The following is a 14,074-nucleotide window of genomic DNA, read 5'->3' as shown; positions in this document are numbered from 1 at the left end:
TCATAAACTTCAAACTCTAAACTCATAAACTCTAATCAAACAAATCCTCCGAGCGTTCAAGCATCAGGATGGAGGATTGGGGCACGATAACGTACTTTTCGCCGTCGTATTCCAGTTCGATCGCATTCCGTTGCAGGTAAATCGCGAGATCGCCTTCCCTGGATTGCAGCGGCATGTATTTCACTTTTTCCTCTGTTTCCTTCCATGGCTCTTCCTCTACTGCCACCGGAATGGGATAGCCCGGGCCGACTTTGATCACGTAGCCTGTTTGCACCTGCTCTCTTTCAGTGACGGTCGGCGGAAGGTATAAGCCACTGTTTGTTCTGTCACTTGGACTTTTGGGACGGATCAAAACCCTGTCACCAACAACAATTAGACTTTTCAATCGGTTGTCAGATGTTACTTCGTACATTTTTAAAACAAAATAGAATATGGACGTGAAACTGCCCTTCGAGATGAACTAACAAATATTTGAAAGCAATTGTTTACCCAATACTTCCTTTTTAAAACTGGAAATAGATAAACTGCTTTTCAGTAACTACACAGAGTATGTAAGTGAGGAATGCAAGTAAGGGAAACAGGATGAAAAAGGCTACCGTATTTCTGGTCGGTATTTTTTCAAAATAATGCTCCTTAATCAGCAAAAATGCGATCAGGAATACGCAGAACCACATTTCAAATGCATTCAGCGGTGACATGATTTTGTCGGAGAAAGACAGGTTCCCTATCCCTTTCAATATTTCGATGGAGCGGCTGATCGAGTTACGGAAGAATACCCAGGTTAGCGAAACCAGTAAAAAGGTCACAATCAGGTTGATTATCCTGGTTAATGCATTGTCGGGAAAGCGGATACCGGCTTTTTCAAGCCACTTATCCCGCAGAGAAGCTGCGACCTGATAAAAACCGTGTAACCCGCCCCAAATCACAAAACTCCAGCTCGTACCATGCCACAACCCGCTTACCAGGAAAACGATCATCTGATTCCGATATCGGGCAAATTCCCCGTTCCTATTTCCTCCAAGCGGGATATACAAGTAATCCCTGAACCAGGTGGAAAGTGAAATGTGCCAGCGCCCCCAGAACTCCTTAATAGACCTGGCTTCATAAGGCGCTTTGAAGTTGTCCATCAACGTAAATCCCATCACACGCGCCGCGCCTATCGCCATATCCGAGTAACCTGAGAAGTCGCAGTAGATCTGGAAGGAGTAAAAAACAGTGGCCGTAAGGAGGGTAAGTCCGTTTTGTTCACTGCCGGGATCGTAGGCGTAATCGACAAACATCGAGAGCCTGTCGGCGATTACGATCTTCTTGAAAAGCCCGAATGCCATTTGCATTAACCCTTCTTTTACCTGCTCAAAATCATATTTGAAATATGAATGGAACTGGAAAAGCATATTCTGCGGCCGCTCAATAGGCCCCGCGACAAGCTGAGGGTAAAACATCACATAAAGTGCATAGATCCCGAAGTGGCGCTCTGCCTTCTGATGCCCGCGATACACTTCAATGGTGTAGCTCATTGCCTGAAATGTGTGGAACGACAAACCGATCGGCAGTAAAATCTTACCTGAGCCTGTCGTAATCCACTGAGCAAATTGAGCGGGAATGAGGCGCGTCAAGGGCGGCACGAGTGGCCGCAGGTCGGCGCTCGCGAGGAGTCCGTTGATAGAATCCTGTAAAAAATCGTAGTATTTAAAAAAGGCAAGAATGCCGATATTGGAAATGAGGCTGATAATCAGAAGCCATTTTTTCTGTCGCGGGTCTTGCGACTTCTCGATCCAAATACCTGCATAGTAGTCAATTACAATGGTTCCAAACAAGATCAATATGAATACCGGCTTGAAAACCATGTAAAAATAACAGCTCGCAGCAAGCAACAGGATCCAGCGGCCACGCCAGGACAAACTGAAATATGCCAGCGTAACAACCAGGAAGAAAATCAGGAACTGAATTGTATTAAACAGCATCGGGCGAAATGTACTCTCTGTTGACTATCTCTTCTTTGATAATGAACAAAGGCCTGTTTTTGGATTGAAAAAATATCCGGAGCACATATTCCCCGATTATGCCAAGCGCCAGCAACTGCACTCCGCTAAATAGAATAATGACGAAAAGTAATGAAGTAAAACCTTCGATTACGTGGGCAAAAAACAACTTTTTGGCCACTACAACTAAAAAGTAAGCCAGAGAAATCATGATCGCCGCAATGCCCGCCCGGCTCATGAACTTGATCGGGAATTCGCTGAAATTGAAGATCCCGTTATACGCAAGCCGGAAAAGCTGTTTAAATGAATATTTAGATTCTCCGGCAACCCGTGCATCTCTTTCATACTCGTAACCGGTTTGCTTAAACCCGATCCAGGAACGCATTCCGCGGAGGTAGCGGCTTTCTTCGGGCATTTTGTTCATTACATCGATCACGCGGCGGCTAACCAATGCAAAATCGCCGCTATCCAATGGGATATCCACATAGGAAATAGAGCGTAAAATGCGATAAAACAAATGATAACCTGTCCGTTTGATAAAACCTTCCTTTCGCTTCTTCCTGACTGCATAAACAACGTCATTTCCTTCTTTGAGCAGCTTGTAAAACTCAGGTAAGAGTTCTGGCGGGTCCTGCAAGTCACCGTCGATCACGAAAAGCGCCTCCGTTCCTTTTGCGGCAGAGATACCCGCAGTTAATGCAAGCTGGTGACCGTGGTTCCGGGACAGAAACACACCGTGGTAACGTTCGTCCATTAATGCTACCTGCTTGATTTTTAATGCAGTATCATCCTTACTTCCATCATCTATCAACACTACTTCAATCGCCAGGGGACTTGAATCCATCAATGCATTGATCCGCTGCACCAGTAGCGGGAGTGACTCGGATTCATTATATAACGGCGCTACAATGGATATCTGAGGAGTTTTCAATATTCAGGGATTTTCAATGACCAATATTGGCAAAAATACACCTTTCGGGCTATTATCGAAAAAATGTATGAGCTAAGGGATTATGATTTTTCGAAGAATGCCTCCTTCGGGAACAGGATTGCCGGTCCTGATAATTCCTACATTGTAAGATCCGGGAAGCATAGCAGAATTAGGAATGGCAATATCAGCACCCTTTTCGTATTGCCGGAAAATATTTCTCCCTGCATATTTCCTGGGCTCCATTTTGAAGAGGTAAGTTCTTTCCGGATTTTTCAAAAACACATATTCTCCTTTGTCTTTGGATAGTGTAATCGAACCGGCGGGATCATTGATATAAATCTGGCTGCCTTCTTCTTTTACCAAAATATTGGAATAAGCCGGTTTTGCATCAAGTGCATCCACCCGCTGTGCGATCGCCTTTCCTCCTTCCGGATATTGGTACACTCCCATTTCAACCATTCCCTTCATCAGACTATCCACATAGGCAGCACCCGCCGAAAATGGTACGTGACCAAGTCCGAACCCGTTAAATTCCTGATTGTATCCATTGATCGTCAGGTACTTTGACCGCTCCGAGATAACAGGGAGATAGTTGATCGCCGAAACGATCCAAATCAGCATACTTACACCCAATGCAGCTCTGAACAAAAGCTTACGACTTGTTTCTGCCAGGTTCGAGGTAATGAATGTCAGGTAAGCTGCAACCAGGAATAGCGCAGGATACATTTTGTAGTTGCTCACTACCATTACGAAAAACCCGAAACGAGGCCGCAACAACCCGATGATAATCGCATTAACTAGCAGGAATGTAATAACGCCCAGCAAGAACATCTGCACCGGACTGTATTCATGCTCATCGCTTTTGACTGATTTCGAACTTGTTCTGCCAGGCCAGCCGAATGCTCTGACTGTCCATTCCGAGAACAATTGCCATAACCAGCGCACTATCCAGATCATGATGAGAAAGCTCATTAAGATTGGCAAGGCAGTGCGTACTTCAATGCGCTTTTCAGGAAACAGGTCGAACAAACCGCCCAGAAAGGCAAAAAAGCCAAGGAAAGACAGGTGCGGGTATTTGGCAAAGAACTCAAAGCTCGACTCATTTCCCTGGGCCGACATGCCATAGAAGTACAGGCTCACACCAGCCACGGCGATCAAACACCAGATCGCAAGCTGCTTGTAGCGCCCGCTCAACAACAAGACCATTAGTCCGGCCGGCCAGACAAAAATACCGCTGCTCATTGCATAAGTCGCACAAAGCCCGGACAATGCGGCCAGGGTAAAGCGCTTATTGGCAAGCAAGTACATTGACAAGCAAACGAACAGTACCACGGGCTGATGCTGCAGGCTGCATATTGCCCAAAGGAAAACCAGGTGATATTGCAGCTGGAACAACAGGAAGGGAATGGGCAGAAAGTACCAGATATTCAACTTCGTCTGCCGGAACACCCGCCAGAAAATGAATAATGTACCTAATGTGAAACACGCTCCCGCAATGTGCAGGAATGTAAAATTGAGCTTTCCGGTAACCCAATAATAAGCCAGCGTGACCAGCTTGCCTACCACCATTCTATGCTCGTTATTAGGCTGAAAGAGCAGTCTGAGTTGGCCCGATGCCGATGAAGCCCCGATCCATTTGTGCAGGAAATCGGGAAATGGATCGAAATCGTCGAGCCAGGGCAGGTCCACCGAGTAGTATAATATCACAAATACCCAGATAAGAATGGGGACAAGCGCGACGGTAACCGGAAAAAGCTTATTTGTTTTGTTCACCTGAAACATCCTTCAAAATGATGGCACCTTTGCCATAATAGCCCGCCATACATTTGTTCCACCAGTGATTTTGATTGGAGGTAAGATCGTCCTCTACATAAATCGAGAATGCTTTGGAACGGATCGGCGGAAGATATGTGACTTCCTCTTTGCTGTTTTTCAGGATTTCGTATCTCGCATACATTTCCTGATCATAAGCAGCAGCAGTACCTCTGAGCCAATCTGAATAAATCAGCTTTACATTGCCGCTCCGGTAAAAAGAAAGCGCAGTGGATGCCAGCAGTATTACGTAAAGTCCTACAAAACGGGCGACGGTAAACTGGAAAACCGCAAACCGATGTTGCTTAAAATAATGGAAGACCACACCAAAAACATAGAACCAGCCAATCAGGAAAAAGAAATACGCGCTGTTTACAACCCTATGCGTAGGCTCAATACCCACTCCGTAATAGGACGGAAAAAGTTGCGCAGAAAGTACGCCAATGAAAAGCAGTACTGCGTACCAGATCGGGATTGAGAAATAGTTGCGTGCTCCCTCAGACAGCCGCGACATAACTACCAGCCAGACGGCCGTGAAAAATACCAATGGAGTTGTAAAGATCCATTCGTAGCCAAGTACCGCCAGTTTTTTGATCGTTGAAACCACCGAGAATGGAATGTTACCACCCAGCGGGTTACCGCCAATCCTTGCCTGGTTACCCGGCGAGCCGAGCAGTGCGTAGCAGGATAATGCCGTAACAACCAGCATTGAAATCATAAATGCGTCCACTTTCCGGTGGTAAATAAGCCGGTAAACCCACCAGGCCCCTACCAGCAATACCATTGTCAGCATGTTTTGCTCGCTGCAACCGATTGCTGCAAACACGAGAAAACCTGCCAGTACGCCGACCAGTATCCTTGCCGATTGCGTATCCTGCCGGTACCATCTGAGCACAAGCACAATCCAGAACAGCGTCAGCATATTGGGGATCGTGTAAGTTACAAATGCCGCCATCCAGTAAAAACCTTCGGCAAGGCTGGCCATTTTCAGTATAAACAAGAAGAAGACAGCGCCTGCAAAACCCAAATGCGCGACTCTCGACAAAGTAGGCGTTAAATGCCGGAACAAGCTGTATAATGCAAAGATCGTCCCGCCCAACAGAACCGCCGGCAATATCTTGAAACCGGTAATAGAGTGAAAGAGCAACGGATTGCTGTGATTGAGCAGGACACCGAAATAGCGGCCCGTCCAGGTGGTGTAGTACAACTTCATTGCACCAAACCAGCCCACTTTTTGCACGGTATCAATGTAGCAATAATCGTCAGCTGCTGAGGGATGGTTGTAATATGAGAGCACAAGCAGCGGAAGCAGCACTGCGATCAGCAATGCAATGTTGATCCAGTTGCCAACAGTCCTGTATTTTCTATAAAATCTATTCATTGACAGTTTTTTCAATAATGTATCTCGGGCGGCCTTTTACTTCTTCGTAGATCTTTCCAATGTACTCGCCAATCAGTCCCAGCGCCATCATATTGAACCCGCTGAAAAAGGTAAGCGGCAGCATCGTCGATGTCCAGCCCGGCACGGTATGCCCGATCAGGAAGGAAAAGAGGATATAAACCACGATGAGCATCGCGATCAGAAAGTTGAAAAGCCCGAAGTAAAGTACCAGCCGCATTGGGAATGTGGAAAAAGAAGTAATTCCATTCCACGCAAAAAGCAGCATTTTGCTCAGGGGATATTTGGTCTCGCCAGCTTCGCGTTCCAGCCTGCTGTAATATACTTTATCGTTTCTGAAACCGATCAGAGGAACAATGCCCCTGAGGAACAGGTTGATTTCTTTAAAATTACCCAGCTCCTGCAAAACCCTGCGGTCCATCAAACGGAAATCCGCATGATTGAAGATGACCGGAACCCCCATTTTCTGCATTAAGAGATAGAATTTTTCAGCAGTAACACGCTTGAACCAGCTGTCTGAACTGCGATCGCTCCTCACACCGTAAACGACCATTGCGCCTTCGCGGTGCCTTTCTATCATGCCGGTAATCGCATTGATATCATCCTGCAAGTCGGCGTCGATGGTGATAAAGCAATCAAATTGGTCCACATGTTGCTCCAAGCCAGCCATTATAGCACTCTGGTGGCCGAAATTCCTTGATAATCCAACACCAATCACATCGGGATCTGACTGACAGAGCTCTTCAATGATTTTCCAGGTTCGGTCGCGGCTGCCATCATTGACAAAACAGATCCGGCTGTCTTCGGCAATAAGGCCCTGCTGCTTGATACTATTGTAATAAATGTTCAGTTTGGAGTAGGTAAGATTCAGAATAGCTTCCTCATTGTAACATGGTATTACTAAAAGTAGTCGTGCTGGATTCATATATTACCGTGTGGATTGAATCGACAAAAATAGCAGTAATAAGTTAATATGCTTCTTTCCCGCGGACAGGGGCGTTTATAATCATTCATTTGTTGACCTCACTTATCTTCCGGCTGCCTTTGTCCAGAACACTTCCTGAGAGCAGCGGATACAGCAATACAGCCAGCAAAATCAGCAGGGTACCCCAGTAAAATGCGGTCGTCATTCTTTCCTTTTCACCAAAAAACAGAAACGCCAGTGCAATTCCGTAAACCGGTTCCAGGTTGATAGTCAGGTTGATGAGGTAAGCCGAAAACTGCTTCATCAGCTGTGTGGCCATGGTACTTGCATAAACTGTGCAAATCCAGGCAAGGAACAAAATCCAGATCCAGTCACCCGATTCAGGTCGGTAAGGCGCATCGCCGGTCCAGTGAAATGTTTTTGCAACAAACAGCGACAACAATGAAAAGAAGGTCGCACCTGCCATCTCGTAAAAAGTAATCACATAAGCATCAATGCGCTGTACCAGCCGGCTGTTGGCCACTGTAAACATGGCAGCAAGAAGCGCAGAAGCCAGCGCAAGCATTAACCCGAGCGCGTGATCGAACTCGAACCGGAATACCACATACAATCCCGCAAAAGCCAGAATCCCCAATCCTACTTCCAGCGGCCGGATGCTTTTTTTGTTCACCAGAGGCTCTATGATGCTGGTCCACAAAGAGGTCGTAGCCATTCCGGCCAGACATACCGAAGCTGTGGAAACGCGGGCAGAAGCAAAAAACAGCATCCAATGTGCCGATAAAATAAACCCTACCCCAAACATCCGCAGCAAGTCTGCAGGATTTGTCCGGAAGCGCTTTTGTTTAAATAAAATGATAATCCCTAACCCCAGACAGGCGAAAAGTGTCCGGTAAAAAACGAGTGCGATAGGTGAAATAGTGACCAGCAGACCTACAATCGCGGTAAATCCCCAGATTAGTACCAGGAAATGCAGGTGCAAATAAGAGCGCAGCGTGGCAGATGTAAACATACTTATCTCGGCAATGTTTTATATAAAATCACTCCGATGCACGAGAAAACGATATTTGGCAGCCAAACAGCGAACAGCGTATTAATGGTACCCGCCTCAGCCACGCCTTTTGATAAAAGAAAGAAGAGTATATAAATAAATGCAAGCATAAAGCCGAGCGCGATCTGCCAGCCAACCCCTCGCCTGCTCTTCCGCGCCGAAACAATAACACCGATCGCTGTGAGGATCAGAATGGCGAAAGGCTGCGTAAAACGAATGTATTTTTCGATCAGGTAAACTTCAAGTCCGTCCGAGCCCCGGCTTTTCAGCAAGTCGATATGCGCATTCAGCTCAGGTAATGTAAATGTTTCAAAAAGGTTATAATCGCTTTCAAAGTCTTTGGGCGACAGGTTGATCGCCGTGTCTATCTCCATTCCCTGGCTCAGCTTTTCACCCAGGCTGTCCAGCGTCCGTACCTGGTAGTTCTGCATTGTCCACTTACCCTTTTTGGGCTGCCACACGATCTTATCGGCATAAAACTTCTGGACAAGCTGGTTACCCTTAATGGTCTCCATTGTGAACTTATTGCCTGTCTTGCTGCTGTTATTGTAGCTTTCAAGATAGGCATACACGTCGGGTGCAATGGTAATATGCACATTGTGCCCGCTGAAATAAAACTGGTCTTTTACATACGTTTTCTCAAAGCTATTCCTGATTTTATTAGCTTTTGGCAAAATCCAGCCCACCTGTAAAAAGGTAACAACTCCCAGGATCATCGCTCCCACCATGTAAGGCAGCAGCATTCTCCCGAAACTGATCCCGCTGCTCAGAATAGCAATGATCTCAGTCCGCGCTGCAATGCGCGACGTGAAGAATACCGTGGCTATAAATACCATCAGCGGACTGATGTAATTGATCCAGTAAGGTATCAGGTTGAGGTAGTAATCGATCAGGATCTCCCTGAGTGGGGCCTTTTTTTCCAGGAAATCGTCGACCTTCTCCGTGTAATCGATCATGCAGATAATAAGCACGATGACAAACGCTACGAAAACGTAGGTGATCAGGAAGTTTTTGATCAGGTAACGATCCAGAATTTTAAATCTCATGGCTGGCAGTGTCTCATCGGCGTTGTACCAATAGGTTTTTTGATACTTCGAGACTGATAAACAACGATTGCCCGCCGTCTATTTGTACAGAAGCAGACTTGTCGTACTCATTAATTTCTTTTACCTCTATTACAGATCCAAGCTTGATCCCCGAACGGTCCAGGTGCTGCAGGAACGAAGGCGCGTGGTCCAGTACACCCATCATACGTACCTTTTCTCCCACATGAACATCAGTAAGCACCTTGTAATCAGGCTCAGTTAAGTTCCCTTTGGCGTCGGGTATCGGATCTCCGTGAGGATCAAAGCGCGGATGTCCCAGAAAATTGTCCAGCTTTTCAACCAGAATTTCAGATGGAATATGTTCCAGCTCCTCGGCAATGTCGTGCACTTCGTCCCAGCCAAATCCCAGCTTTTCCACCAGAAACACCTCCCACAACCTATGCTTGCGGATCACTTTGATAGCTACCTTCTCCCCTTGCTCCGTGAGTGTTACGCCCTGGTATTTTTTATAATTGATTAATCCTTTTTCCGCCAGTTTACGTAACATATCTGTCACGGAAGCTGCGCGCGTGGCGGTGCTTTCGGCAAGCGCATTGGTGCTTACCTCGCCACCGTCCCTGCCGGAAAGCGCGTGTATGATTTTTAAATAGTTTTCTTCTGTGAACGAATTCTGCATTGCGCGGAAACCAGGGATTTATGATCCGAATATTAGCAAAAGTACGATTTGGAAAGCGGAAAATAAAAAATTTAGCCTAGCCTAAATTTTTTTTGAGATTTTTCTTATATTTGATTTCGTAATATTCATTACTGTTTCGGTTGCAGCTAAAATGATGGACGGTCTAAAAGTGAAAGAATTTCTACGCAAAGAGGCGCTTGATAATAAGAATCAGCTGGCATCACTGTCAGAGGTACATTCCAGTATAGCAGTTCCGGAAGGAGCTGGATTCTGGAAAAAAATGATGGCGTTTACCGGCCCCGGCCTGATGGTGGCAGTGGGCTATATCGACCCGGGCAACTGGGCGACGGACATTGAAGGCGGTTCGAGATTTGGCTATACATTACTTTCCGTGATCCTGATCTCCAACCTTTTTGCGATGCTGTTACAGCATTTATCGCTCAAACTGGGAATTGCGGCGGGCCGGGACCTTGCCCAGGCTTGCCGGGATTATTACTCCCGCCCTGTTTCCTTTGTACTGTGGGTATTATCTGAAGTCGCCATTGCCGCTACGGACCTCGCAGAAGTAATCGGCTCAGCCATTGCATTAAACCTTCTTTTTGGTCTGCCGCTGCCTGTGGGCGTGGTCTTCACTGCACTGGATGTACTGCTTGTTTTGTATTTTCAACAAAAGGGTTTTCGAATTATAGAGAGCATTGTCGCCGGCTTGATGGGGATTATTTTATTGAGCTTTATGTATGAAATGTTTGTTTCACAACCTTCTGTGGCGGGCATGCTGGGCGGATTGATCCCTAAAACCGAGATTGTTACCAACCCGGGAATGCTTTATATCGCAATCGGGATTTTGGGCGCAACCGTTATGCCGCACAACCTATACCTGCATTCGAGTATTGTGCAAACCCGCGCATTCAAGCGGGACGAAGCCGGCAAACGTTCTGCTATCAAATTCGCTACGATCGACTCGACGGTTTCCCTGGGTCTTGCTTTTTTCATCAACGGCTCCATTCTGATCCTCGCGGCCACTGCATTTCATGCCAACGGACACTTTGAAATAGCTGATATTACCGACGCCTACCATTTGCTTGACCCGGTTTTAGGGGTCAGCCTGGCAAGTATCTTCTTCGCATTGGCGCTTCTTGCATCCGGGCAGAGTTCCACACTTACCGGTACGCTGGCAGGACAAATTGTAATGGAAGGGTTTCTTAACATTCGCCTGAAACCCTGGTTGAGAAGATTGATTACCCGCGGAATTGCCATTATCCCCGCACTGATCGTATCCTCCCTTTACGGTGAAAGAGGTACCGCCGAACTGCTCGTGTTCAGCCAGGTAATCCTCTCGCTTCAACTGAGCTTTGCCGTGGTACCACTGGTTTTCTTCACTTCGAAATCGTCCATTATGGGAAAATTTGCAAATTCGAAGATCCTCACCGTAATAAGCTGGGCGATTACTTTGATCATCATCCTGCTAAATGGATACCTGCTTTTCAACACATTTCTGGGTTGATTTTTTGTAACTAAATTAAATTTGACTTTGACAATATCTTCTTTGCAAGCCGTTTCCTAACTTTCGCTGTTTTTTCAGCAAAATGAATGGAATCAAAGCACAAAATTGATAAGGTAACAGCGGCTGGTGTGCTGGTTGCATTTGGTATTATTTACGGAGATATCGGCACCTCGCCGCTCTATGTAATGCAGGCCATTATCCTGAATGAAAGGATAACTGAAGAAATTATCTACGGAGCAATATCCTGCATTTTCTGGACGCTCACACTTCAAACTACCGTTAAATACGTAATCCTGATACTGCGCGCAGATAACCGAGGCGAGGGTGGGATTTTTGCATTGTACGCCCTTGTGCGCAAACACGCCAAGTGGCTCACTGTCCCGGCCATTATCGGGGGCAGTACGCTGCTGGCCGACGGTATTATCACACCGCCTATCTCGGTATCCTCGGCCGTAGAAGGTTTGCAGCTGATTTACCCCAACATTCAGACTATACCCATTGTAATCGGCATTCTCACGCTGATTTTTATCATTCAGGCTTTTGGAACAAAGGTAGTGGGCCGTGCATTCGGGCCGCTGATGATCACCTGGTTTGTTATGCTGGGCGTGCTGGGATTATTCCAGATTATGGAACACCCCGAGATCCTGAAAGCCGTAAACCCCATTTACGGTTTCGATCTGATCACCAAACATCCCGGCGGTTTTTGGATACTCGGCGCCGTTTTCCTTTGTACAACCGGTGCAGAAGCATTGTATTCCGATCTTGGGCATTGCGGCAGGGAGAATATCCGGGTAAGCTGGATTTTTGTAAAAATATGCTTGCTGCTCAACTACTTTGGGCAGGGTGCCTGGCTGATCACCGAAATGGGTAACCTCCTGAATGCGCGGAAGCCCTTTTACGAAATCATGCCCGAATGGTGGCTGTTGCCGGGAGTTGTAATTGCGACACTGGCTGCAATTATCGCGAGCCAGGCCGTTATAACCGGTTCCTTTACATTGATATCCGAGGCGATCAGGTTGAATTTTTGGCCAAAAGTAAGACTTAACTATCCGAGTGACCAGAAAGGCCAGCTTTACGTGCCGAGTATCAACTGGCTTTTGTGGCTGGGCTGCACGGGAGTAGTGCTGTACTTCCGGCAGTCTTCGAATATGGAAGCGGCGTACGGACTGGCGATCACGCTTACCATGATCATGACCACGATCCTCTTCTCCTATTACCTCTACATCAAGAGAGTAAACATGTGGATTGTGATCGTATTTATGCTGCTGTATCTTTTCATTGAGGGAATGTTCCTCGGCGCAAACCTGCTGAAATTTACGCATGGAGGCTGGTTTACAATTATGATAGGCACGTTAGTGGCTGGTTTGATGACCGTCTGGCTCAGGGCATTTTACATTAAGCTCCGGCTTACTGAATACACCAAGCTTGAAAAATACCTGCCTGCATTGCATGAGTTGAGCCGCGATATCAGTATCCCTAAATACACTACTCACCTCGTTTTTATGACCAATGCATCCCGTGCTACGGAAATTGAAACAAAAGTTATCTACTCCATTTTCCAGAAAAGACCCAAAAGGGCCGATGTATATTGGTTTATCCACGTGGATATTACCGATGATCCGTACACAATGGAATACAAGGTGTTGTCCGACGATGACAACAATGACAATGTAATCAAAATCAATTTCAGGCTGGGATTTCGGGTTGATCAGCGTATCAACATGTTTTTCCGGAAAGTGGTGGAAGATATGGTAATGAACAAGGAAGTGGACATTACCAGCCGCTACGAATCGCTAAGTAAGCAGAATATTACGGGCGACTTCCGCTTTGTTGTACTGGAGAGATTCCTCTCATTCGAAAACGACCTGCCGCTATTTGAGCAGCTGGTTATGAAAACCTACTTCTTTGTCAAAGATTTCACTACCCCCGAAGACAAATGGTTCGGTCTGGACAGCAGCTCGGTAAAAATCGAGAAAGTTCCACTGATTATCAGACCAGTGGAGAACGTGAAGCTGAGGAGAGTGTATACTTAGCTGTCGGCTGTCGGCTGTCGGCTGTCGGCTGTCGGCTGTCGGCTTGTATGAAAAAGCAAAGTCACTTTATCTACTCTGAGCAGTATAAAAATTCCTCAAAAGTTAGAAGTACTTTAAAGCCGAAAGCCGATTGCCGACAGCCGAAAGCTTATTTCAAAAATACCCCTTCTTCTCCTTCCTTACTTAATACAACTTCCACGTGCTCCATTAATGTGGTACTAAGTGAGTAACCTACGTAATCGGCGTGTACGGGAAATAAATGATGGCTGCGGTCCACGATCACGGCTACCTGAACCTTTTTCATCGGTACTTTCAGGAAAGGCTCCAATGCAAATGCAAGCGTGCGACCGGTATTCAATACATCGTCGACCAGAATAATTACCTGGTTTTCAATGTCAATATCTTTATCAAAAAGAACGGGGCTTTGGTGATGCAGGTGTTTATCAAACCGCAGCTCGATCAGATCTATTTTTAATGGGGATATAGCAGACAGTTCAGCAGCGAGGCGACTGGCAAATGCATAACCTTCGCCTGCTATTCCCGCCAGGATCACGCCGGGTTCTTCAAAATTATGTTCATAAATCTCAAAAGCAATTCTCCTGATTTTCTGATTTGTCTGATGAGAGCTTAGTATCTGGCGGGGACTATTGGTACTGTTTGTCATTGAAAATAGGATTCGTAACAGGAATGTCAGGTAAAATTAAGCATAGAGCAGGCT

Annotated in this window: 12 protein-coding genes; 2 read left to right on the top strand and 10 right to left on the bottom strand. The window is 46.3% G+C overall.

Going from position 1 to position 14,074, the window contains the following annotated elements; translation table 11 throughout:
• Window positions 1–31: 31 nt before the first annotated feature.
• From ASG33_RS04520 to ASG33_RS04480, 9 genes are all read right to left on the bottom strand, one after another.
• Window positions 32–412 (bottom strand): co-chaperone GroES family protein, encoded by a 381-nt coding sequence (locus ASG33_RS04520; RefSeq protein WP_056280838.1) that lies wholly within the window; start codon window positions 410–412, stop codon window positions 32–34.
• A gap of 91 nt (window positions 413–503) precedes the next feature.
• Window positions 504–1,964 (bottom strand): MBOAT family protein, encoded by a 1,461-nt coding sequence (locus tag ASG33_RS04515; RefSeq protein WP_056280836.1) that lies wholly within the window; start codon window positions 1,962–1,964, stop codon window positions 504–506.
• Window positions 1,954–2,913 carry a glycosyltransferase family 2 protein gene (locus ASG33_RS04510; protein WP_056280834.1) on the bottom strand — a complete coding sequence of 320 codons (960 nt, stop codon included), beginning with the start codon at window positions 2,911–2,913 and terminating at the stop codon, window positions 1,954–1,956. Before ASG33_RS04510 ends, ASG33_RS04515 begins: the two co-directional genes overlap by 11 nt.
• A 72-nt stretch (window positions 2,914–2,985) precedes the next feature.
• The gene (locus ASG33_RS04505; RefSeq protein WP_056280832.1) at window positions 2,986–4,695 is read right to left on the bottom strand and encodes a hypothetical protein; all 1,710 of its coding nucleotides are present in this window, start codon (window positions 4,693–4,695) and stop codon (window positions 2,986–2,988) included.
• Window positions 4,670–6,106 carry a DUF6056 family protein gene (locus ASG33_RS04500; protein ID WP_056280830.1) on the bottom strand — a complete coding sequence of 479 codons (1,437 nt, stop codon included), beginning with the start codon at window positions 6,104–6,106 and terminating at the stop codon, window positions 4,670–4,672. The genes ASG33_RS04505 and ASG33_RS04500 overlap by 26 nt, the downstream gene beginning before the upstream one ends.
• Entirely contained in the window at window positions 6,099–7,049 is a 951-nt protein-coding gene (locus ASG33_RS04495) for a glycosyltransferase family 2 protein (protein WP_056280828.1), read from the bottom strand. The genes ASG33_RS04500 and ASG33_RS04495 overlap by 8 nt, the downstream gene beginning before the upstream one ends.
• An 85-nt stretch (window positions 7,050–7,134) precedes the next feature.
• On the bottom strand, window positions 7,135–8,058 hold the full coding sequence (locus tag ASG33_RS04490) for a DMT family transporter (RefSeq protein WP_056280826.1): 924 nt from the start codon (window positions 8,056–8,058) through the stop codon (window positions 7,135–7,137).
• Between the two features lie 2 nt (window positions 8,059–8,060).
• Window positions 8,061–9,143 (bottom strand): LptF/LptG family permease, encoded by a 1,083-nt coding sequence (locus ASG33_RS04485; RefSeq protein ID WP_056280824.1) that lies wholly within the window; start codon window positions 9,141–9,143, stop codon window positions 8,061–8,063.
• Between the two features lie 13 nt (window positions 9,144–9,156).
• Entirely contained in the window at window positions 9,157–9,819 is a 663-nt protein-coding gene (locus ASG33_RS04480; protein ID WP_056280822.1) for a metal-dependent transcriptional regulator, read from the bottom strand.
• Window positions 9,820–9,973: 154 nt separating this feature from the next.
• Between ASG33_RS04480 and ASG33_RS04475 the strand changes: the two genes are divergently transcribed.
• Entirely contained in the window at window positions 9,974–11,323 is a 1,350-nt protein-coding gene (locus ASG33_RS04475) for an Nramp family divalent metal transporter (protein WP_409012508.1), read from the top strand.
• 86 nt (window positions 11,324–11,409) lie between these two features.
• Window positions 11,410–13,356: a KUP/HAK/KT family potassium transporter gene (locus ASG33_RS04470; protein WP_056280818.1), complete on the top strand. Its 1,947-nt coding sequence runs from the start codon at window positions 11,410–11,412 to the stop codon at window positions 13,354–13,356.
• Between the two features lie 148 nt (window positions 13,357–13,504).
• Here ASG33_RS04470 and ASG33_RS04465 read toward each other — a convergent pair whose 3' ends face one another.
• Complete coding sequence (locus ASG33_RS04465; RefSeq protein WP_056280816.1) at window positions 13,505–14,020, bottom strand: phosphoribosyltransferase family protein; 516 nt, start codon at window positions 14,018–14,020, stop codon at window positions 13,505–13,507.
• Window positions 14,021–14,074: the final 54 nt, after the last annotated feature.

The sequence above is a fragment of the Dyadobacter sp. Leaf189 genome, from assembly GCF_001424405.1.
In the GTDB taxonomy this organism is placed as follows: domain Bacteria; phylum Bacteroidota; class Bacteroidia; order Cytophagales; family Spirosomataceae; genus Dyadobacter.
This window is presented reverse-complemented; position numbering and strand designations above follow the sequence as displayed.

Coding starts and splice junctions, on each gene's coding strand:
- ASG33_RS04520 (WP_056280838.1), bottom strand. CDS start 412: ATGTACGAAGTAACATCTGACAACCGATTGAAAAGTCTAATTGTTGTT.
- ASG33_RS04515 (WP_056280836.1), bottom strand. CDS start 1,964: ATGCTGTTTAATACAATTCAGTTCCTGATTTTCTTCCTGGTTGTTACG.
- ASG33_RS04505 (WP_056280832.1), bottom strand. CDS start 4,695: ATGTTTCAGGTGAACAAAACAAATAAGCTTTTTCCGGTTACCGTCGCG.
- ASG33_RS04500 (WP_056280830.1), bottom strand. CDS start 6,106: ATGAATAGATTTTATAGAAAATACAGGACTGTTGGCAACTGGATCAAC.
- ASG33_RS04495 (WP_056280828.1), bottom strand. CDS start 7,049: ATGAATCCAGCACGACTACTTTTAGTAATACCATGTTACAATGAGGAA.
- ASG33_RS04490 (WP_056280826.1), bottom strand. CDS start 8,058: ATGTTTACATCTGCCACGCTGCGCTCTTATTTGCACCTGCATTTCCTG.
- ASG33_RS04485 (WP_056280824.1), bottom strand. CDS start 9,143: ATGAGATTTAAAATTCTGGATCGTTACCTGATCAAAAACTTCCTGATC.
- ASG33_RS04480 (WP_056280822.1), bottom strand. CDS start 9,819: ATGCAGAATTCGTTCACAGAAGAAAACTATTTAAAAATCATACACGCG.
- ASG33_RS04475 (WP_409012508.1), top strand. CDS start 9,974: ATGGACGGTCTAAAAGTGAAAGAATTTCTACGCAAAGAGGCGCTTGAT.
- ASG33_RS04470 (WP_056280818.1), top strand. CDS start 11,410: ATGGAATCAAAGCACAAAATTGATAAGGTAACAGCGGCTGGTGTGCTG.
- ASG33_RS04465 (WP_056280816.1), bottom strand. CDS start 14,020: ATGACAAACAGTACCAATAGTCCCCGCCAGATACTAAGCTCTCATCAG.